Annotated in this window: 20 protein-coding genes; 11 read left to right on the top strand and 9 right to left on the bottom strand. The window is 69.9% G+C overall.

From position 1 onward, the window contains the following. Nucleotides 1-42: 42 nt before the first annotated feature. Together ON37_RS34875 and ON37_RS14190 are read right to left on the bottom strand one after the other, a co-directional pair. A complete protein-coding gene (locus ON37_RS34875) occupies nt 43-399 on the bottom strand; it encodes a (2Fe-2S)-binding protein (protein WP_210741168.1) in 357 nt (118 codons plus the stop codon). 2 nt (nt 400-401) lie between these two features. Further along, nucleotides 402-1,391 carry a GlxA family transcriptional regulator gene (locus tag ON37_RS14190; protein ID WP_040719818.1) on the bottom strand — a complete coding sequence of 330 codons (990 nt, stop codon included), beginning with the start codon at nt 1,389-1,391 and terminating at the stop codon, nt 402-404. 101 nt (nt 1,392-1,492) lie between these two features. On the opposite strand from ON37_RS14190, the gene ON37_RS14185 reads away from it, so the two are divergent. The 3 genes from ON37_RS14185 to ON37_RS14175 all read left to right on the top strand — a co-directional run bounded on the left by ON37_RS14185 (nt 1,493) and on the right by ON37_RS14175 (nt 5,495). Beyond that, the gene (locus ON37_RS14185; RefSeq protein ID WP_373282023.1) at nt 1,493-2,815 is read left to right on the top strand and encodes an MFS transporter; all 1,323 of its coding nucleotides are present in this window, start codon (nt 1,493-1,495) and stop codon (nt 2,813-2,815) included. Between the two features lie 46 nt (nt 2,816-2,861). Beyond that, nucleotides 2,862-4,220, top strand: a complete 1,359-nt coding sequence (locus tag ON37_RS14180) for a serine hydrolase domain-containing protein (protein ID WP_245553195.1) — start codon at nt 2,862-2,864, stop codon at nt 4,218-4,220. Between the two features lie 165 nt (nt 4,221-4,385). After that, a complete protein-coding gene (locus tag ON37_RS14175; RefSeq protein ID WP_040719816.1) occupies nt 4,386-5,495 on the top strand; it encodes a baeRF11 domain-containing protein in 1,110 nt (369 codons plus the stop codon). Nucleotides 5,496-5,598: 103 nt separating this feature from the next. On the opposite strand, the gene ON37_RS14170 is transcribed toward ON37_RS14175, so the two are convergent. The 3 genes from ON37_RS14170 to ON37_RS14160 all read right to left on the bottom strand — a co-directional run bounded on the left by ON37_RS14170 (nt 5,599) and on the right by ON37_RS14160 (nt 7,829). Further along, on the bottom strand, nt 5,599-6,132 hold the full coding sequence (locus ON37_RS14170; RefSeq protein ID WP_040719814.1) for a DUF4822 domain-containing protein: 534 nt from the start codon (nt 6,130-6,132) through the stop codon (nt 5,599-5,601). Nucleotides 6,133-6,268: 136 nt separating this feature from the next. Further along, nucleotides 6,269-7,024: a class I SAM-dependent methyltransferase gene (locus ON37_RS14165; protein ID WP_040719811.1), complete on the bottom strand. Its 756-nt coding sequence runs from the start codon at nt 7,022-7,024 to the stop codon at nt 6,269-6,271. Nucleotides 7,025-7,127: 103 nt separating this feature from the next. Then, a complete protein-coding gene (locus tag ON37_RS14160; RefSeq protein WP_051031580.1) occupies nt 7,128-7,829 on the bottom strand; it encodes a DUF4389 domain-containing protein in 702 nt (233 codons plus the stop codon). A gap of 160 nt (nt 7,830-7,989) precedes the next feature. Here ON37_RS14160 and ON37_RS14155 point away from each other — a divergent pair, with 160 nt between their 5' ends. Then, the gene (locus ON37_RS14155) at nt 7,990-8,811 is read left to right on the top strand and encodes an LLM class F420-dependent oxidoreductase (protein WP_040719809.1); all 822 of its coding nucleotides are present in this window, start codon (nt 7,990-7,992) and stop codon (nt 8,809-8,811) included. A gap of 21 nt (nt 8,812-8,832) precedes the next feature. Here ON37_RS14155 and ON37_RS14150 read toward each other — a convergent pair whose 3' ends face one another. Beyond that, a complete protein-coding gene (locus tag ON37_RS14150; RefSeq protein ID WP_051031579.1) occupies nt 8,833-9,711 on the bottom strand; it encodes an ATP-grasp domain-containing protein in 879 nt (292 codons plus the stop codon). A gap of 169 nt (nt 9,712-9,880) precedes the next feature. Here ON37_RS14150 and ON37_RS14145 point away from each other — a divergent pair, with 169 nt between their 5' ends. From ON37_RS14145 to ON37_RS14130, 5 genes are all read left to right on the top strand, one after another. Next, nucleotides 9,881-10,486, top strand: coding sequence for a TetR family transcriptional regulator (locus ON37_RS14145; protein WP_051031578.1), 606 nt, complete (start codon nt 9,881-9,883; stop codon nt 10,484-10,486). Nucleotides 10,487-10,554: 68 nt separating this feature from the next. Further along, nucleotides 10,555-10,701, top strand: a complete 147-nt coding sequence (locus ON37_RS31765) for a DUF1059 domain-containing protein (RefSeq protein WP_083892982.1) — start codon at nt 10,555-10,557, stop codon at nt 10,699-10,701. A 201-nt stretch (nt 10,702-10,902) separates the two neighbouring features. Continuing rightward, entirely contained in the window at nt 10,903-11,517 is a 615-nt protein-coding gene (locus tag ON37_RS14140) for a class I SAM-dependent methyltransferase (protein ID WP_040719808.1), read from the top strand. 28 nt (nt 11,518-11,545) lie between these two features. Next, entirely contained in the window at nt 11,546-13,477 is a 1,932-nt protein-coding gene (locus ON37_RS14135) for a M3 family metallopeptidase (RefSeq protein ID WP_040719805.1), read from the top strand. Nucleotides 13,478-13,835: 358 nt separating this feature from the next. Then, nucleotides 13,836-14,576 carry a PP2C family protein-serine/threonine phosphatase gene (locus ON37_RS14130; RefSeq protein WP_051031577.1) on the top strand — a complete coding sequence of 247 codons (741 nt, stop codon included), beginning with the start codon at nt 13,836-13,838 and terminating at the stop codon, nt 14,574-14,576. On the opposite strand, the gene ON37_RS14125 is transcribed toward ON37_RS14130, so the two are convergent. Continuing rightward, entirely contained in the window at nt 14,567-15,646 is a 1,080-nt protein-coding gene (locus ON37_RS14125; protein ID WP_040719804.1) for a lycopene cyclase family protein, read from the bottom strand. The two genes, ON37_RS14130 and ON37_RS14125, sit on opposite strands and share 10 nt — an antisense overlap. A gap of 122 nt (nt 15,647-15,768) precedes the next feature. On the opposite strand from ON37_RS14125, the gene ON37_RS30975 reads away from it, so the two are divergent. Continuing rightward, nucleotides 15,769-16,632, top strand: coding sequence for a hypothetical protein (locus tag ON37_RS30975; protein ID WP_051031576.1), 864 nt, complete (start codon nt 15,769-15,771; stop codon nt 16,630-16,632). A gap of 25 nt (nt 16,633-16,657) precedes the next feature. Here the strand turns inward: ON37_RS30975 and ON37_RS14115 are convergent, their stop codons facing one another. Beyond that, entirely contained in the window at nt 16,658-17,422 is a 765-nt protein-coding gene (locus ON37_RS14115) for an SDR family oxidoreductase (protein ID WP_040719802.1), read from the bottom strand. Nucleotides 17,423-17,553: 131 nt separating this feature from the next. Beyond that, nucleotides 17,554-18,435 carry an alpha/beta fold hydrolase gene (locus ON37_RS14110; protein WP_040719800.1) on the bottom strand — a complete coding sequence of 294 codons (882 nt, stop codon included), beginning with the start codon at nt 18,433-18,435 and terminating at the stop codon, nt 17,554-17,556. Between the two features lie 68 nt (nt 18,436-18,503). Between ON37_RS14110 and ON37_RS14105 the strand changes: the two genes are divergently transcribed. After that, nucleotides 18,504-20,447, top strand: coding sequence for an AfsR/SARP family transcriptional regulator (locus ON37_RS14105; protein WP_051031575.1), 1,944 nt, complete (start codon nt 18,504-18,506; stop codon nt 20,445-20,447). Nucleotides 20,448-20,482 lie beyond the last annotated feature (35 nt).

Raw genomic sequence — 20,482 nt, 5'->3', positions numbered from 1 at the left:
CAGATCACAGATCAGCGGAATGAGCGGGGTGCGTGTCGGGTCTCAGGCAGCAGTCGTCTCGGCCGTGGCCTCCATGCGCGCCCGGCCTATCGCCTCGGCCAAACGGGCAGTACACGAGCCACAGCCCGGTTTCCAGCCACAGGCCTGCTTGACTTGTTTGGTCGAACAGGCACCGGCGGCGACGCAGGTGTGCACGTCTGCTTCGGAGACGGCATTGCAGATGCAGATGTACACGGTCGGCCTCGGAACGCTCGGAACGACAACAATTCGGGGTCGAGAGGGAGGTAAGCCTCGCCTAAAGAGGTAACCCTTGCCTAAGGTAGCACCCGGGTGGCGGGGGTTGTCAACGGGTCGGCGTGAGGTGTCGGCGGACCGGCGGAACCGGCGCGGGCCGGACATCGCTACCGCGCGGTTACGTCCCGCGTGCCGGGCTGCCGGAACGTTCTGCGATACGCGATCGGCGCGACTCCCAGCTGAGTGCGCAGGTGGTGGCGCAGCGAGGCGGCGGAACCCATCCCCGCTGCCCGCGCGACCTCGTCCACCGGAAGGGTGGTGGTCTCCAGCAGATGCCGGGCGTGGCGCAGTCGCTGATGCAGGATCCAGGCGCCGGGCGCCATCCCGGTCTCCGCCTTGAAGCGCCGGGTGAAGGTGCGCACGCTCATACGAGCATGGGCCGCGAGCGTGGTGAGGTCCAGATCCTCGCCCAGTCGTTCCAGCGCCCATTCCCGCGTCGGCGCGGTACCGTCCGCGCCCGGGTCGGGAACCTGCTGTTCGATGAACTGGGACTGCCCGCCTTCCCGCCACGGCGGCACCACACAGTAGCGGGCGGCTCGATTGGCCGCCGCGCTGCCGTGGTCGGAGCGGATCAGGTGCAGGCACAGATCCACACCTGCCGCGAGACCTGCTGCGGTGCAGACGTTTCCGTCCTCGACGAACAACAGATCCTCGTCGAGGAGGACCTTCGGATACAGTGCGCGAAAGTCTGCTGCGTACGCCCAGTGCGTCGTGGCCCGCCGGCCGTCGAGCATCCCCGCCGCGCCGAGGACGAACGCGCCGGTGCAGATCGACACGATGCGCGCGCCGGGGCGAATCGAGGCGAGTGCGGCGGCCACCTCGGCGGGCAGCGTGCCCGCCCGGCGGGGCCCGGGCATCGTCGTACCCGGCACGATCACCGTATCCGCCTCGGCCAGCACATCGGCATCGCCGGCCGGGACGATGCTGTAGCCGGTGGTAGCGGGGATCGGAGCCCGATCGAGTCCGCAGATCCGCACGTCGTAGAGCGGCGTGCCGTCGTCCGCCGTGGCCGCGCCCAGCACCGTCGGAGGAATCGTCATATCGAAGCCCACGGTGGGCGCGAGGACGAACACCGCCACCAGATGGGGCACGGGCATCGGCGGTCTCCTCGGCTCGGCGGTCGAATTGGCTTGATCTTTACGCATTATGGCATTCAGGCCACTCGTCGCGAGCATCACGATTCCGGCACGCTCAGCCGGTGACCGAAATACGTATCGCCGACCACAATCCGTCACTGCCGCCCGAGCGGCCCGCCGCCCGTTCCGGTCGAGGACCGCACCCGGCCTGGATCGTCGCCGCGGTGGGCTTCGTCGCGCTGTTGGGCGCGGCCGCATTCCGCTCGGTGCCCAGCGTGCTGCTGGATCCGCTGCACGAGGAATTCGGCTGGTCGCACGGCACCATCGGTGCGGCCGTATCGGTGAATATGCTGCTGTACGGCCTGATTTCGCCGTTCGCCGCGGCCCTGATGGACCGCTTCGGTATCCGTCTGGTGGTGTCCTGCGCGCTCGTTCTGGTCGCCGCGGGTAGTGGTCTGACGGTTTTCATGACACAGCCGTGGGAGTTGATGGCGACCTGGGGGCTGTTGGTCGGCGTCGGTGTGGGTTCGATGTCGATGCCCTTCGTCGCCACCATCACCGGGCGCTGGTTCGTCCGGCATCGCGGTCTGGTGACCGGCGCGCTCACCGCCGCCGGGGCCACCGGACAGCTGGTGTTCCTGCCGCTGATCTCGATGCTGGCCCGCGACCACGGCTGGCGGGTACCCGCACTGGTCGTCGCCGCGACCGCGCTGGCGGTGGTCCCGCTGGTGCTGCTGTTCATTCGGGATTTTCCCAGCGACATCGGGCGCACCGCCTACGGCGCCGAACCCGGTAGTGACGCCGGTGTGCGTACCGCGGCCGTGGGTGGGGCGATGCGGGCGGTGACGGTACTCGGCAGCGTACTGCGCCGGCCCGTATTCTGGCTGCTGGCAGGAGGTTTCGCGATCTGCGGCGCCTCGACCAACGGGCTGGTGGGCACGCATTTCGTCAGCGCCGCCCACGATCACGGAATGCCGCCGACCACCGCCGCCGGGCTGCTGGCCACCGTCGGCATCTTCGATGTCGCGGGCACCGTGGCATCGGGGTGGCTCACCGATCGCATCGGGTCCCGGTATCTGCTGACGATGTATTACGCGCTGCGGGGACTGTCGCTGCTGATCCTGCCCAGCTTGTTCGCACCCGACGTGCAGCCGAGCATGTGGGTGTTCGTCATCTTCTACGGACTGGACTGGATCGCCACGGTGCCGCCGACGGTCGCGCTGTGCCGCGAGCATTTCGGTGCCGATGGGCCGATCGCCTTCGGCTGGGTGTTCGCCGCCCATCAGATCGGCGCCGCGGTCGCCGCCTCCGGAGCGGGCGTCATTCGCGATCTGCAGGGCGATTACCAGCTGGCCTGGTTCATCGCGGGCGGACTGTGCGCCATCGCCGCGGTGATGTCGCTGAGCATTCGCCAACCGCGTCCGGGACCGCTGCCGGCGCAGTAGAGTTCTTCTCTCCGGCTCCACCGTTCCCGATCAGGGAGGTAGCGCAGTGCCATCGGTATCAGGAGGTATCCGGCCCCGGTTCGCCACCGCCGCCGTGATCGGGGTCGCGGTGCTGTTCGGGGCGTGTGGGTGCGGGTCGTCGTCGAAGCCGGCCGCATCGAGTACGACATCGGCCTCGCCGTCGGCCTCGGCCGCGCCCGCCGTGCATCCCGTGGACGAGTCGACGCTGCGCGGCATCGTCGAGTCCGTGGCGCGGCCGGCGACGGTTCCGGGGGTGGTGGCCTTCGTCCGCACCCCCGCCGGCGACGTCGGTACCTCGTACGGGACGCGGACCTTCGGTGGCGGTCCGGCGGTGACCGCGGCCGATCACGTGCGCATCGGTTCGCTGACCAAGACCTGGACCGGAACGGTGATCCTGCAACAGGTCCAAGAGGGCAAACTCGCGCTCGACGATCCGGTGTCGAAGTTCCGCGCGGACGTCCCCGGTGGCGCGGCGATCACGATCGCCCAGCTGCTGGACATGCGTAGCGGCCTGTACAACTACAGCGAAACTCGCGAACTGGCCGAGGCCATGGACGCCGATCCGGGGCGAGTCTGGCAGCCCGACGAACTCCTCGCCATGGCGTTCTCGCACCCGTCGTACTTCCCGCCGGGACAGGGTTATCACTATTCGAACACCAATACCGTGCTGCTCGGTGTGATCGCCGAGAAGCTGGACGGCCAACCACTCGACCAGATTTTCCAGAACCGCCTGTTCCGGCCGCTGGGACTGGCCCGCTCGTCGTTCCCGCCCCGGACCTCGGCGGCGATTCCCGACCCGCATCCGCAGGGCTACATGTACGGAACCAACGTGCTGACCATGGGATCACCACCGGCACTGCCGCCGCCGATGCAGGCGGAAGCGGCGGCGGGGCGGCTGCTACCGGGCGATCACACCGCGGACAATCCGTCGTGGGGCTGGGCCGCGGGCGCGGGCATTTCGACGGTGGGGGATCTCGCGACCTGGGCGGAGGCGCTCGTCGGCGGCAAGGTCCTCGACGCCGAGATGCAGGCCCGGCGGATGGGAAGCCTGCAGCCGACCGATCCGGCGAATCCCCCGTCGGCGCCGCAGTACGGGCTGGCGATCGCGAAATTCGCTGCGCTGTACGGTCATACGGGCGAACTGCCCGGATTCAACACCTTCGCCGGATCGGACCCCGAGCACAAGGTGACCGTGGTGGTGTGGGCGAACCTCGAACCCACCGCCGACGGGCATGCCGCCGCCAGTGAAATCGCCAAGCAGATCATCGAGCGTCTGTACGGAGCCGGCGGCTCGGCACCGGTTTCATCTCCGCAGGCCACGGCGCCGGCCGCGGGGACGACGACCTCGATCGCGCCACCCGGGGTGCCCACACCGGCTCGATAAGGGAACGGAGACCAGCTCCAGCAACATTTCGGCATCCGATGCCCTGACGAGTCCCGGTGCGTGGACAGGTCCAGTACCGTCGGATTGGTTACGAGTCGGCAATCGTTCGTCCGATACACGGCCCACTGCCGGTGGCGTGTTCGGAGGCAACGAAGGAGGAGCGAAGTGCTGCACACCGACATTCCGACGCGTCGCGAGATCGAAGCCCTCGCCGAATGGACCGGCCCGTGGTCGGTGTCGATCTACCTGCCCACCGAGGCGGCCACGCCCGAACCCGAGGCCAACCGCATCGCGTTCACCAATCAGGTCCGGGCGGCGGTCGACCTCGTCACCGAGGCGGGCAGCCGCACAGCGATCGCCGAACAACTCGACGATCTCGCCGACGACGACGATTTCTGGCGGTTCCAGTCGCACACGCTCGTCGTCCACGTGGCCCCGCAGCGGATGTGGACGTTCCGCATTCCGAACCGCCTCGGCGCCGCCGTCACCGTCGCGGACCGGTTCCTGCTGAAACCGCTGTTGCGGGCCGTCACCTTCCCGCAGGCCGCCTTCGTGCTGGCGCTCGCCGAAGGCTCGGCGCGGCTGGTCGAGGTGACTCCCGATCGATCGGCCGAGGACGTGCGGGTTCCCGAAATGCCCGAGAACGCAGCGGCTTTCGCGCGCAAATCATCGCTGGGCGATCGCTCGCCCAAGCGGCGGCTCACCGGCAGCGAAGGCAAGAAGGTGCTGGTGCGTCAGTATGCCCGCGGCGTGGATCGGGCCCTGCGTGACATCCTTTCCGGCCGCGACACCCCACTGATCCTGGCCGCTCCCGAACCCATCGATGCGATCTACCGGTCGGTCGCCACCTACGGCGAACTGCTCGACGACGGGATCGCCGGCAACCCCGAACATCTGTCGGATCAAGAATTGGCCGACCGCGCGCGGCACATCCTCGACGGTCACTATGCGGCCCAGCTCGCCGATCTGCGCGAGCTGTTCGACAAACGCCGCGGCGAAGGCAGAGCCACCTCCGACCTCGCCGAGATCGCCCGGGCGGCCACCTTCGGCACCGTGCAGACCCTGCTGGTCGACATCGACACCGCCGTGCCCGGTACGGTCGACGCGGAGACCGGAGCCATCGAATTCGGACCTGAATCCGATACCGAGACCCCGGGAATCCTCGACGAGGTCGCGCGCCGCGCCCTGCTGTCCGGCGGGCGGGTGCTGGCGGTCCGTGCGACGGATATCCCGGACGAGGCATCGGCCGCGGCCATCCTGCGGTACGCGATGTGAGCCGGCCGGCCGATACGGCCGGGCGGTGGCGCGGCCTCGACTCGGCGTCGGCCACGGCCGGTGTGAGGAGATTCGGCGTAACTCCGTGACGCCGTCGACGCTCTCATCGAGGCGTGACGGCGTCATGTGGGCCCGGCTGGGAGTGCGTGGTCGGCGTGTGGACGATGTCGTAGTAGACGGAGGGGTCGGCGGCGTCCGGATGGACGCGGTAGGTGAAGGTGGTGGGGTCGAGGGTGACGATGTCCACGACCCGCCGGAATTGTTCCTGACCCCTGTCGTTTTTCGCCACGATCGTGCGCGTGCGGCCGTCGGGGGAGACGGACCAGTCGCCGTGCATCTTCGGGGTGTCGTCGAGGTTGTACATGGTGAAGGTGCCGTCGCCGTCGAAGTAGGCGAACCCGACATAGGTGGTGACGGCGCGATCGGTCAACGCGACCGGCCTGCCGTGGGCGTCACGGGCCGCGGTGGTCTCCCACGGCGTCGCGGCCAGCAGCGCCGACGGCGTGCCGGTGGTCGCGGCAGCGGCCGGCGAGGTGGCGGCTGCGGTGTGTTCCGCGCTGGTGTCGGCCTGGCTGCCGCAGGCGGCGAGCAGCGCGGTTGCGGTGAGAGCCGCGAGGGCGGAGGCGAGTTTGTACATGGCGGGATCCTCTCGTCGTGGGTGCCGATTGATATCGGCCGGATTCGCTCCCGCGGGACGCGGTCGATACTTCAGCGTGCACGACCTGGATGTATAGCGTCCAATACTCGTTTTCGATCCGCACTATCGACGGTGCCTATAGGGCTCTGCATTCCAGCAGCAGAAACAGCGGGCGGGTGAAATGTTCGTCCCACCAAGGGTTCTCGTGCCGTTGCTCGGCGGTCGGGCGTGGTTCGCGCAGCGCGGTGACCGCGAACCCGGCAGCGGTGATCATTCCGAGGGTGGCTTCGAGCGACTGCAGCGATTGCACGGAGGCCGCGGGGGAGCGCAGGCCGGCGACCTCGAATCGTTGCTCGACGATGCGCCCGCCGAAATAGTCGTCGAGCGCGAACCCGGTATCGGCACTGCGCCGCCGATCGCGGGCGACGTAGAAGCAGGGATGCATGGTCAGGACGATCAACCGCCCCGAGGTGCGCAGCACCCGCGCGAATTCGGCGAACCGCCGCCCGGGTTCGCGCAGCCCGTGCGGTAGGCGGTCGGCGACCACCAGATCGACGCTGTCGTCCGGCAGGGGTACGGCGGCGACATCGGCACGAAGAAATAACGCACGGGCGCGATCGTGTCGCGGATGTGTCACCGCCGCCGTCAGGAATGCCGCGCAGGTATCCACGCCGTAGACGAATTCCGCTCCGCGCCCGGCCAATTCGCGAGCCAGATGGCCCTCGCCGCAGCCGGCGTCGAGAATGCGTAGGTTCGAGCAGTCGCCGATGAGGTCGAAGAGCGCGGGATCGGTGAGCCCGCCGCGATACGGATCCAAGTCCTCGCGCACGATCCGGATCCAGAACTCGGCATTGGCCGCATAGGCCTCCGAAATGGCCTCGTCACCCCGCACGTGGCGCTCCCCTCGCTCGGCCCGTCCGCCCGGCGCCCCGCAGCGCCGCAGCACGAGGCCGGATTGTAGGCGTCGGCGCCGCTGCGGGCGACGGGACCACCGATCAGCCGGGGTAGCCGGATTCCGGTGGGCGCGTGTCGATTGCGGGTTCCCGTGGTCCCTGATCGAGACGGAACGGCGGATATTCGTCGCGCATCAGCGAGACGTAGGCGCGCACGCGCAGCGTCCACCGATTCATCCCGAGGACGAAGGCGAACAGCCCGTTCGGATACCGGCCGGTGAACAGCAGGGCGATCGCGGCGATCAATACCAGAATGCCCAGCAACGGAATCCACACCACCGCCATGCTCTGATCGTCGGTATCCCAATAGCGTGAGCTACCGACGAACGCCCACACGACCAGGTACTGCGGGATCGCCAGCAGCCACCACTTCACGAGAACCAGCCCGCGGTGCAGCCGGTCGGGGTAGTCGACCTCGAGGTCGGCCGGATAGTTCTCGTCCGGTTGCAGGCTGAACGGCGGATATCGGTCGGTGCCGAGGGCGGAGAGCGCGTAGAAGCGCACTCGCCAGGACCAGCGCAGCACACCGACGTTGAAATCGAACAGCCCGCGGGGATAGCGGCCGGTGATGAGAATCGCGAAGAAGGCGATGACCGTGACCACGGCATAGGCGATATGCAGGAAGAACAACACGATGTAGTGCGGGATGGCCAGAAACCACTTGACGATCCACTGCCAGCGCGACAGCGCGGGGTCCAGATCGCCGCGGACGCGGACCGGGTAGGGAGATGCCTCGGGCTGCATATCAGCCTCCTCTCGGCGGCAGCGGCTCACCGGCGAGCCGCCTCGGATAGATACGATTGTTTCGTATTCGCCTGGGGTAGCGGGGCAATTCGGGCGCGGCGCGTGGCGCCCGGCCGGCGCGGCGGGAATAGCCGGGCGCACGCGCGAGGTTCGGCCTCGTATGCAGATCGGAGTAAACACCTTCCTGACCGACGAAGGAATCAGCCCCCGCGTGCTCGGACCGGCGCTCGCAGAGCGCGGTTTCGAGTCGCTGTTCCTCGCCGAGCATTCCCACATCCCGGCGAGCCGGGAATCGGCATATCCGGGCGGCGGTGAGCTCCCGCGGGTGTACTACCGCACCTTCGATCCGTTCGTGGCGCTGGCGGCGGTCGCCACCGTGACCGAACGGCTCGTGCTCGGCACCGGGGTCACCCTGCTGATCCAGCGCGATCCTATTCACACCGCCAAGGAAGTGGCCACCCTCGATCACCTCTCCGGCGGACGGGTGGTATTCGGGGTGGGCGTCGGCTGGAACCGTGAGGAGATGGCCGATCACGGCACCGACCCGCGCACCCGCGGCGCCCTGCTGGACGAGCAACTGGCGGCCATCCGGGCGATCTGGACCCAGGATCTGGCCGAATACCACGGCCGCTTCGTCGATTTCGATCCGATGTTCGCCTGGCCGAAGCCGGTACAGCGCCCGCATCCGCCGATCTTCGTCGGTGGTGGCGAGGCGGCGGCGCGACGCGCCATCCGGCTCGGCATCGGCTGGGTGCCCAACGGTGTCGCCGATCCCGCCGAGGTTCCGGCGCAATTGGCCCCCGTCGCCGGTACCGATGTCCCGGTTGCGATCACCCCGGCCGCGCCCGATCCGGCGCTGCTGGACGCGTACGCCGAGGCGGGAGTTCAGCGGGTGACGCTGGCGCTGCCGACCCTGCCGGAATCGGAATCGCTGCGCACCCTCGACGAATACGCGACGCTCGCGCAGCGCTACCGCGACTGATGTCCGGCCGCGGCCGCCGGATCACGTGGAGCGGCCGCTGCCCGGGTCGTCGAGTTGGGCGAGAGCACGGAGCAACTGCGGTGCCGGGAGGGTGGCGGGCCGGTCGCTGACCTGTCCGTCCCCGATCTCCAGCACCCGCCACACGCCGTCGGCGCGCAAGGCGAAATCGACCGTGACGAACCGGCATCCGAGCGTGCGGACCAGCGGTTCGACCACGCGCGGATCGGGGGCGGGGTCCGGCATGCGATCGGGGGAGTCCGGATGCGGTCCGACCAGTCGGCAGGTCCCGTCGACCCACCAGGTGCGCACCTCGTCGGCGGCCAGCTCTTCGAATCGGCGCACCACGAAGCCGCCGGTGAAGTCGGACCCGCGCAGGTCATGCAGTCGCCGGGCGACGGTCCAGGCCGTCTCCCCGGCGGCGAGGTCGGGAATGTACATCGCCTCGCGCCAATGGTGCTTCACGGATTTGGTGTAGTCGCGGACGACGGCGGGGCCGGTCCCCAGATCGCCTCGAGCACGGTCGAAGTCGTCGCGTCGCGCGCCGTGGGTCCAGCGCGACTCGGGTGTGTGCCGGCGGAATATGTCGTACCAGCCGGGAAATTCGTGCGCACGACGATACTGTGGCGCCGTCGTGCACAGCGTCACGCCCCGCGCGCGCAGGGCGTCGTCGAAGGCGGCGTACCGGTCGGTGCGCAGCATCCATCCCCGATAGACGGCCGGCCCCGCGGCGCGCACCCGGCGCACGGCTGCGGCGGCATCGGTGGGTTCGGGGCGGGTCAGCGCGTCGTGGTCGACGAGGGCGACCTCCATGCCCGCCGCCCGGGCGGCCTCGGCTTCCGCGGCGAAGTGGGCGTCGGCCCGTGCGGGGTGCAGCACATCGGCGGGAACCAGCACGATCATCGGTCCATCCTGGCGCACGCACACCGATCTGCCGAATTCGAGGGTCGGACCGGGGTTTCGGCCGTATCGACCTGCCGGGTGGGATTCGCCGGACCGGAACCGCTACGGCTGCGCGTCCGGATGGCCGGTAGCCTGAATGACAGCAACTGTCATCACGGAGGATCGGGTCATGAGTCGATGGGAACCCAACGCGCGCGGCCGGCTGGCAAAGGCGGCGCTCGAGCTGTACGCCGAGCGCGGGTTCGACGAGACCACGGTTGCCGAGATCGCCGAGCGGGCCGGCCTCACCGAGCGCACCTTCTTCCGGCATTTCGCCGACAAGCGGGAGGTGTTGTTCGGCGGACAGGAGTTGCTGGGCCGCGCGATCATGGAAGCCGTTGCGGCGGCGCCGGATTCCGCTGAGCCCATGGAAATCGCGATCGCGGCGGTACAGGCGGCGGCGGACCGGATCCCCGATCAGCGGGACCTGCAGCGGCAGCGTCGGGCGGTGATCGCCGCGAATCCGGGACTGCAGGAGCGCGAGCTGCGGAAGATGGCGGTGCTCGGCGACGAACTGGCCGGGGCATTGCGGGCGGCGGGTGTTTCCGCCTCGACGGCCGTGCTGTGCGCGCAGGTGGCGACGATCGCCTTCGGACTCGCCTTCGATCGCTGGCTCGACGATTCCTCCGCCGACGAATTGTCACACGTTACAGCCGCGGTATTCGCCGAGATCAGAGCCGCCGTATGCGCGGAATCCGGCGTCCCGGAGACCGCGCGCGCCGGTCACCGGAGGTGACGGAGGACACGGAATGTGCCTAAGGTGACACCGAACGACACGTCCAGCCCGACCGATGGAGAACGACGTTGAAGACCAGACTGGGCTGCCCCTGCGGCGAGTACATCGTCGGCACCGACGAGGACGATCTCGTCGAGAAGACGCAGAAACACCTGGCCGACAATCACCCCGGTCACGACTACTCCCGCGAAGAAATCCTCTTCCTCGCGTACTGATCGCCGGCACGCGCCCGCCCGGCCCGGGTGAACTTTTCGTGCCGACCGCGGCGGTTCCGGGGAGTTTCCGGCCTTCTCGCTGAGGTTTGCACGCAAAGTTCGGATCCTGGCCCGCGCTCGACCCCCGACGCTGAGCTGCCGCTTCGCACCCGATGCAGTCGTGGCAGGGTGGGACGAGGGGTGATCGAGGAGGAGTCGAGGATGAGTGAACGTACCCGCAGCCGGTGGGAGGAGATCACCGCGGCCGATCCGGCGCATTCGACGTGGTACGTGGAACGCTTCCGGACGCTGGCGGCGGAGGGTACCGACATCTTCGGGGAAGCGCGGCTGGTCGATGCGATGCTCGCCCGCGGCAGCCGGGTGCTGGATGCGGGCTGCGGACCCGGGAGGACCGGTGGTTACCTGCATCGAGCCGGGCACGTCGTGGTCGGGGTCGACGTCGACCCGGTGTTGATCGCCGCTGCCGAACAGGACTACCCAGGGCCGACCTGGGTGGTCGGCGATCTCGCCGAATTGGATCTGCCGGCCCGGGGGATCGCCGCCGATTTCGACGCCATCGTCTGTGCGGGCAATGTGATGACCTTCCTCGCCCCCTCCACCCGGGCGACGGTGCTGGCCGGATTCGCCCGCCATCTCGCCCCGGCCGGCCGGGTGGTGATCGGCTTCGGCGCCGACCGTGGCTACGAGTTCGGAGAGTTCTTCGCCGACGCCGAGCAGGCCGGGCTGCGGCTCGATATCCGCCTGGCCAGCTGGGACCTGCGGCCGTTCACCGATCGGTCCGACTTCGTGGTGGCGGTGTTCTCGGGCGGCCGATGACGGCTGTGCCCGTGGTTAGAGTCTGAGCATGACCACTGAACCGCTTGCCCTGCCGAAAGCCGATTGGCCCGAATGGCTCGACGACTACGTCCGCGGCGGGCTGCGGACGGCCGCGGAGACGGTGGCGCAGCTGAAGGCCGCGACACCCGGTGACACCGTCGAGGTGCTCGAGCGGTGGAACGACGCCGACATCGCACTGCGCGACGCCGGTTCGGCCGCGCACCTGTTCGCCGAAGTGCATCCGGATGCCGAGGTGCGGCGGCTGGCCGACGAATTGCTCCAGGAAGTCGAACGCGCCAGGACCGCTCGCGATCTCGATCGCGAGCTCTACGACCTCGTCGCCGCCACCGACCCGGCGACTCCGGACGACGCGTCGGCACGGATGCGGGCGCACGTCCTGCGCGACTTCCGCCGCGCCGGTGTGGACCGCGACGATGCGACGCGGGATCGGCTCCGCGAGATCTCCGAGCGCCTCACCGTGCTGGAGCAGGAATTCGGCCGGACCATCCGCGAAGACGTCCGAGCCGTCCGGGTCCCGCCCGAGCGGCTCGACGGTCTCCCGGCCGACTTCGTCACCGCGCATCCGCCCGGCGCCGATGGACTGGTCACGATCACGACCGACTACCCGGACTATCTCCCGTTCCGCACCTACGCCCGCGACGCCGCGGCCCGGCGGGACCTGACGGCGGAGTTCGAAAGCCGCGGCTGGCCCGCCAATGACGCTGTGCTGCACGAGATCCTGGACCTCCGGGACGAGAAGGCCCGGCTGCTCGGTTTCGACAGCTGGCCCGATTACGACGCCGAGGTCAAGATGATCGGCAGCGGCGCCGCCATCGCCGCGTTCGTCGAGCGGGTCGCCGAGGCCGCGGACGCGGCGGGCCGGCGCGACCTCGATACCCTGCTCGCCCGGGGGCGCCGGGACGATCCCACCGCCGCCCACATCGATCGCTCCGAGGTCGGCTACTACACCGAACTCGTCCGGCGGGAGCAATACGACGTCGACGCGCGGGAGGTACGCCGCTATTTCGATTTCTCCCGGGTGCGCGCCGGCCTGCTCGAGGTCACCGGCCGGCTGTTCGGCCTCGAGTACCGGCCCGTGGACGTCCCGCGCTGGCATCCGGAGGTCACCGTCTACGACGTGTACGCCGACGGTGAGCGACGGGGGCGGATCTATCTGGATCTGCATCCGCGCGAGGGCAAATACAAGCACGCCGCGCAATTCGATCTGGTCGGCGGGGTGACCGGGCGTCTGTTGCCCGAGGGCGTGCTGGTGTGCAACTTCTCCCGTGGCCTGATGGAACATCAGCACGTGGTGACGCTGTTCCACGAATTCGGGCACCTGATCCATCACGTTCTCGGCGGGCGGCAGCGGTGGGCGCGGTTCTCCGGGGTGGCCACGGAATGGGACTTCGTCGAGGCGCCGTCGCAGATGCTCGAGGAATGGGCGTGGGACGCAGCGGTTCTCGCGAGCTTCGCCGTCGACGAGACCGGCGCTGCCATTCCCTCGGAGCTGGTGGACCGGATGCGGGCGGCGAAAGATTTCGGCAAGGGGATCGCCATCCTCACCCAGGTCGGCTACACCGAGGTGTCCTATCTGCTGCATCAGGACCGGCCCGCCGACCACGACGCGCTGGTCACCGCTGCCGTGTCCCGGCACAGCCGGGTCGCCGGGCTGCCGAATACGCACTTCCAGGCGTCGTTCGGCCATCTCGCCGGCTACACCTCCGCGTACTACACCTACCTGTGGAGTCTGGTGATCGCGAAGGACCTGTTCTCCGCCTTCGACCCGGCGGATCTGTTCGAACCCGCTGTGGCGCAACGCTATCGCGATCGCGTCCTCGCCCCGGGCGGCGTCCGCGACGCCGCGGAGTCGGTGGCGGACTTCCTCGGCCGACCGTTCACCTTCGACGCGTTCGCGACCTGGCTGGACCGCACACCCACACCGGTGACCGCGTCCTGAGCGCTCTGCCGTCCGGACCGGTCGGCTGTGCCGGGCCGAAGCCGCTGCTTCGCCGCTCCCGCCGGTCACGATGTGGCGAAGCCGCGGCGTCGGACGGGTTACACGGGCGGTCGCCCGTCCGATTCACCCGCGCGGGTCCGGACATTTCGGGCCGCCACCGTGGGGTCGGTGGCTTGATCCGGCCGTGGCGGCGGCCGCCCGTAATGAACTCGTGCCCGTTTTCACAGGTTGAGCACGGCCCGGACTGACATAGTTTGGTCAGGCAGTTCTGTTCAGGGCAGGTTCGGCGGCGAGGACAGGTGTTCGCCGCCGAGGAGGACGGAACCGCAGTCGGCAGGGGCAGTCGAGGAGGTCGGCCGTGCATACAGCGGTGACGACGGCAATCACCCGGCGTGAGTTGATGCGACTCACCGGGATCACGGCGCATTCGGTGAGTCGGCGCGGCGGTCGCTCGATCAATGCGGATGCGGTGTCGGGATATATCGACTCCGCGATCGGGCGCAGTGCCTTCGCCGTGGCCGACGGTATCGGCGACCATCTGCTCGCCGCCCGGGCGGCTCGGACGGTTGCCCAGGTCGCGGCGCGGGTCGCCGTCGGCGGCAGTGCCGTCGCGGGAATCCTTGCCGCACAGGAACAACTGCTGCGGGAATTCCCCGAACCCTCGGCCGACAGCGTCGTGGTGGTCGCGGTCTGCCCGACTCCCGATCGTCTGGACGGCCCCTGTGATATCGCGTGGGTCGGCGACTGCCGCGCCTACCACTGGAACGGGCGGGTCCTGCATCAGATCACCAGTGATCACACCGTCGCCGAATTGATGAACGCGCGCGGCATCACCGTCGCGCCGCGTATGCACCACATGGTGACGACCTCCGCCCGGACCGTCCGGCCGGAGTCGGTCGGCCACGGTATGACCGGCATCGGCAGCGGACGCTGGCTGCTCAGCACCGACGGTGTGCACAAGACACTGGCCATGACCGAGGTGAAACGCATTCTCGCCGAGGCGGATTCGGCCGCCACCGCTGCCGACGTCCTGGTCGAGGCCGCGATCGCCGCCGGCGCCACCGACAACACCACCGCATTGGTCTTCGATCACCGCTGAGCGCGCGTCAGGCCCGCCGACGCCGCCACCAGGATCCGACGCAGCGGCCACGGCAGTTCCCGGAACAGCAGGCCCATCGCCGCGGCGGTGCCGCGCACATCGGTACGACCGGACAGATACGCGCGTTGCAGCGGTTCGGGCAGCGCGAAGAAGGCGTCGAAGAAGGCCGGCAGTTCGTGCGGCGGCAATGCCAGCAGCGCGCGCAGGCCGGCCAGGCGGAGGGTGTGCACCATCCGGGCCGAGACCGGCCACAGCGAGTGCCCGCGAGCGACGGGGTCGGCGGCGGCGAGTGCCGCCGCGACGCCGTAACCGGTCGCCGGATGGACCAGCGCCCCCGCGGCGCCGAATGCGCTGTCGCGAGGGCGACCGCCCTCGACCGGGAACCGCACCCGCTCGACCGGCGCACTGCCGTCGAACGCGATTCCGCGGCACCGTAACCGATGCTCGAGGCGCCGGCGGAGCCGGTCGATCCCGAGCGCCGGCAGACCGGCCAGACAGGTCTCCTCGAACAGCATGCGGTCGCCGCCGAGCGGAATCGCGTACAGGAACGACGGCGGCTCCGCGGCGCTCGCGCCGTTGTCGCGCCGCCAGTCCATGAAGAGTGTGGGGGCCTCGTGCGGCCGGGGGAGGACCAGCCCGTACGCCGTCTGTTCGGCGCGGCGCGGACCGCGCGCGAGCCCACGCGCATCGACCACGCGGTCGGCCCGCAGCACCTTCCCGGATCCCGTGCGGACCCGGCCGGTGGGTTCGACCGCCACGACGCGGTCGGCGACCACGTGCACCCCGCCGCTGGTCAGGGCGTCCTGGAGGGCGGCGGTGTCGAAGACCAGGTACTCGCGCGACAGTACGCGGCGGCGGGTGCCCCAGGCGGTGGGACGTGGATCCCGGGCCGCGACCACTCGCTCCGGCAGCCAGTCCGGCAGTTCGTCGGCCCAGGCGCCGTAGGTCGCGGTCCAGCGGTGTCCGGGGTGGGGGTCGACCGCCGTGACCGTCAGTCCGTGCATCGCCGCGCGGTGCGCCAGCGCCCGGCCGGCGGGCCCGAGCCCGCACACGATCAGATCCGCGCTCATCCGGCTATTGCAGCAGACCGGCGGGCCGGCGCGGGCGCGCGGGCTGGTCCGGTAGGGTCGACGCACGATGCCCGGGGGGACCACTGCGGAGGGCTGCCCGGGGACGTGGAAGGTGGCAGCAGATGACGTATCCCCCCGGATCCGGCCCCTACGGTTACGGTCCGCAGCAACCCCACGACGCGGGGTGGGGTCGTGACCCGAATCAGCCCGGCGCCGGCTGGGACGCGCAGCCCGGCGGCTGGGAAGTACCGGGCTGGGACCAGCAGCCGGCCGAGCCGACCTGGCCGCAGCCCGGCTACGGCGGCGGCTACCCGCCGCCACCACCGCCGAAGAACAACAGTGGCCTGATCGTCGGCATCGTCTTCGGAGTGATCGCGCTGCTCGTGATCGGGGCCGGAATCGTCGTCGTCGCCACGCGCGACTCCGACGGCGAGAACCGTGCCGACGCCACCGGCACCCCCGCCCTGGTTCCCGCGACGACCAGCGCGGCGCCGAGCCCGACCACGGCCGCGCCCGGCACCCGGTCCGGCACCGCCGGACATCTCAGCTATCAGGAATACGGCCACGACTGGAACTTCGAACTGGGCGAGGTGAAGTTGCACGCCGACTGGGTCGAAGGCCGCGACCACCCCAGCTGCTCGGATTTCGAGGTGGGTGGCAAGCTGACCGCGCTGGGCTGCGAGTACGCCGCGGAGATGGTGTACCGGGCCGAGGGCGGATCACTGATGCTGACGCAATTCGTCATCGGGATGTCGAGCGCCGACAAAGCGGCCGCGGCGCCGGGCGCCTACACCGATGCCGACCTGAAACTGCGACACGGCACCTACGTCGACAATTTCGCCGTCGGCAAATGGAAGGACGACGCGCAGAAGGAGTTCCTGGTGGTCACCTTCGCCACCGCCACGAGCTCGGTGGACGAGAAGACCGCCGAGAAGTACCTGAAGTACCGGCACGGGGATATCCTGGGCGCGTTGGCTTTCCGGTGATCGGGCGGCCCGGCGGCAGGTGCGGTCAGATGCCGCCGGTCGCCAGGAGGCCGCCGTCCACGCGCACCACTTCGCCGGTGATCCAGGCCGCCTGATCCGAGACCAGGAAACCGACGAGCGCCGCCACATCCTCCGGGGTGCCCAGCCGGCGCAGCGGATAGGTGCGGGCCACCGCCTCTTCGTTCTCCGAGTACAGTGCGTCGGCGAACTTGGTCTTCACCACACCCGGGGCGACCGCGTTCACCCGGATCGTCGGGCCCAGCTGCCAGGCCAGCTCCTCGGTGAGCCGGATCAGGGCGGCCTTCGAGGCACCGTAGGCGGCGATCACACCGGTCGAGCGGATGCCGGCGACACTGGCCAGGTTCACCACCGCCCCGCCGTGCTCGCCCATCCAGGCCCGGTAGGCCTGCTGGATATAGCCCAGTGCCGCAACGACATTGACGTCGAAGATCTTGCGCACCGCGTCCAGATCGGCGTCCATCAGCGAACCGTACACCGGGTTGATCCCGGTGTTGTTGATCAGGATGTCCAGCGAGCCGAATTCGGCGACGGCCGTGTCCACCTGCTCCGCGCGCGCGTCCGCATCGCCCGAATTTCCGGCCACCGCAACGACTTTCCCGGGACCGCCCAGGGCCCGCAGCTGGTCGGCGGCCGCCGCCAGCGGTTCCGGCTTGCGAGCGGTGATGAGGACGTTCGCCCCACGTCGCAGCAACTCGGCCGCCACCGCGTATCCGATACCGCGGCTCGCGCCGCTGACCAGCGCACCCTTACCGTGCAAATCCTCACTCATGTGACGGCACATTACGTCAGATGTCCGGGGCGGGTGCGGCGGGCCTGCGGATGCGCAGACAGCTCGACCGGTTCGGGCGCCCACTCCGGGATCACCGGTCCCGCCGGACCCGGACACGGTCGCCGGACCGCTCAGCGGCGCAGCAGTTCGGTGAGCACGTCGACGACCGCGTCCGGCGCTTCCTCGGCCATGAAATGGCCGAGCGCGAGCGTGCGGTGATCCAGATCGTCTGCCCAGCGTTGCCAGATCGCGGTCGCGTCGTAGCCGAGTTCGGCGCCCCAATCCTGCTGGATCACCGTGACGGGCATGGTGAGTCGCCGGCCCGCGGCTCGGTCGGCGCGATCGTGTTCGAGATCGATCGTCGCCGAGGCCCGGTAGTCGGCGACGATCGAGTCGACCGCGGCCGCGCTCGCCCGCAGATATTCGGCGCGGACCTCGTCGGGAATCGCGCCCGGATGCCGGCACCAGGTGTCGAGGAAGTAGCCGAAGAACTCGTCTGCGGCGGCGCGGATCATCCGTTCCGGCAGGCCGGGCGGCTGCGCCATCAGATAGAGGTGGAACGCGACCGCCGCGGTGTGGCCGTGTAGCACCTCCCACATGTCCGGTGTCGGCAGCACATCCAGGGCGGCCAGATGGGTGATCCGGTCGGGGTGGTCGAGTCCGGCCCGGATGGTGACCAGGGCGCCGCGGTCGTGGCCGACCAGCGCGAATCGGTCGAATCCGAAATGTTCGGCCAGGGCGACGACATCCTCGCCCATCGTTCGCTTGGCGTAGCTGTGCGGGGTCGTGGCCGGGGGCCGGGCGCTCGCACCGTAACCACGCAGGTCCGGGCACAGCACCGTGTGGTCGCGGGCGAGCGCGGGCGCGACGTGCCGCCACATCAGGTGCGTTTGCGGAAATCCGTGCAACAGCACGACGGGCGATCCGGATCCGGCGTGCGCGACGTTCAGATCCACGCTGTCGGCAACGGGAACCCGGGTGTAGTCGAAACCGGGGATCGTGGGTGCTGCCATGCGATGAGGCTCCTTCTCTAGGCTGGTGCGGTGCCGGGTCCATGCTGGGGTGCGGGAATGAGTAAACGATGAGTGCGCAGGTCGGCACCGACGATCTGCCGCGAGTCGGCGTGCTGGGCCCGGTCCGTGCCGTCGCCCCGGACGGGACCCCGCTGGCGCTGCACGGGCCCCGCCACGCGGAGGTGCTGGCCCGGTTGGTGGCCGCCGGTGGTCGCGTGGTCCCGGTCGCCACGCTGGTATCCGAGTTGTGGGAGGAGACGCCACCCGGTGCGGTGGCCGCGGTGCGCACCTTCGTCGCCGCCCTGCGCCGCGCCCTCGAGCCCGATCGTCCGCCCCGGGCGCGGTCCCGGGTCATCGCCACCGTGGGCAGCGGATACCGGTTGTGTCTGCCGCGCGATCATGTCGACGCCTGGCAGTTCGACGACCTGGTCCGGGCGGCGGCGAGCGCACCGCCGCAGCGGCGGATCGAACTGCTGGACTCCGCCCGCGCCCTCTGGAACGGTCCCGCCTACGCCGCATACGCCGAGCGTGGGTGGGCCGTCGGGGAGATCGGGCGGCTGACCGAATTGTATTGGTCCGCAGGCGAAATGCTCGCCGACGCGGAGATCCGCCGCGGCCGGCCGGAGCGGGCCGTCGCCGAGCTCGAACCGCTGGTGCGCGCGGATCCCGGTCGGGAGCGAACCTGGCTGCTGCAGGCGCGGGCGCTGGCTCGGGCCGGGCGGCGGGCAGCGGCACTGGCGCTGCTGCGTCGCGCCCGGGCGGTCCTGATCGAGGAGTACGGACTCGACCCGTCGGCCGAGCTGGTCGCGTTGGAACGCGAAATCCTGGGCACCCCTGAGGAATTCGGCTCCGCCGAAGAGCGGTTGTGGCACGAGACGGTCGCCGCCTACGCCGATGCGGGGCGGCGCAGCCGCATCACCTCGGCCGCGGACCTGCTGCGCGGTCTCGCCCTCACCGATGCCACCGGTCTGGTCGCGGCCCAGGACCGGCGCGGGCACGCGATCGAGGAATTGTCGGCTCTCGACGATCCCGAACTGACCGCGACGGCGCTGACCCGCATGGAGGTCCCCGGAGTGTGGTCGTGCCTGGACGATCCGGTGCGCTCGGCCCGGGTGGTGGCGGCCGCCCGCGCCACCCTGGATCGCCTCGACGCCGACACCGCACCGGCGCTGCGGGCGCGCCTGCTCGCCCTGATCGCGATCGAATCACGGGGCCGCCGTGGGGAATTCGGCCTCGACGCGGCCCGGCGCGCCGAGGTGCTGGCGCGCGAACTCGGCGATCCGGCCGTCCTGGTGCTCGCTCTGGACGCGGTCTTCCTGCAGTCGTTCCACACCCTCGGTGGCTGGCCGGGCCGGGCGGCGATCGGGTCCGAACTGATCGAGATCTCGCGCCGCCACGACCTGTCCACCTACCGGATCCTGGGGCATCTGGTCGCGATGCAGGCCGCCGCCGCCCGGTCCGACGTGCCGGCCGCCGACGAACACGCCGATCTCGCCGATCGGCTGGCGCAACGCTACGAGCGACCGCTGGTGAGCGTCTTCACCACCTGGTATCGCGCGCTGCGGACGGTGCTGACCGCAGGTCCGCCCGAGCGGATCGCCGCGGCCTACGAGCGAGCGATCACCACCCTGCCCGATTCCGGAATGCCCGGGGTGAGCCGTGGTCTCGAACCACTGACCCGCTTGTGCCTGGCCCTGCGGTCCGGGGGCGACCTCACCGCATTCGCGACGGCCGATTTCGGTCCGAACACCCCGTATGTGGGCGCACTGGTGACCGATGATCGAGGACACGCGCGCGATCTGCTGCGTACCGCTCCGGCTCCACCACCGGATCATCTCGCCGAATTGCGCTGGGGGCTGCTGGGAATCGCCGCCGATCGTCTCGCGGACCGCCGCAGCGCCGACCAGGTGCTGCGGGCTCTGGCGCCGGTGCGGGGCGAGGTGCTCGGAGCGGGCACCGGCATGCTGAGTCTCGGTCCCGTCGACGCCTTGCGGGATCGATTGTCCGGCTGACGAAACATCGAGCCGCGCCGACCCGATCAGTCGGA

Origin of the sequence: Nocardia veterana NBRC 100344, assembly GCF_000308855.1 — a bacterium.
In the GTDB taxonomy this organism is placed as follows: Bacteria; Actinomycetota; Actinomycetes; order Mycobacteriales; family Mycobacteriaceae; genus Nocardia; species Nocardia veterana.
The sequence above is the reverse complement of the archived record's forward strand: the minus strand, read 5'-3'. Positions and strand labels throughout refer to the sequence as shown.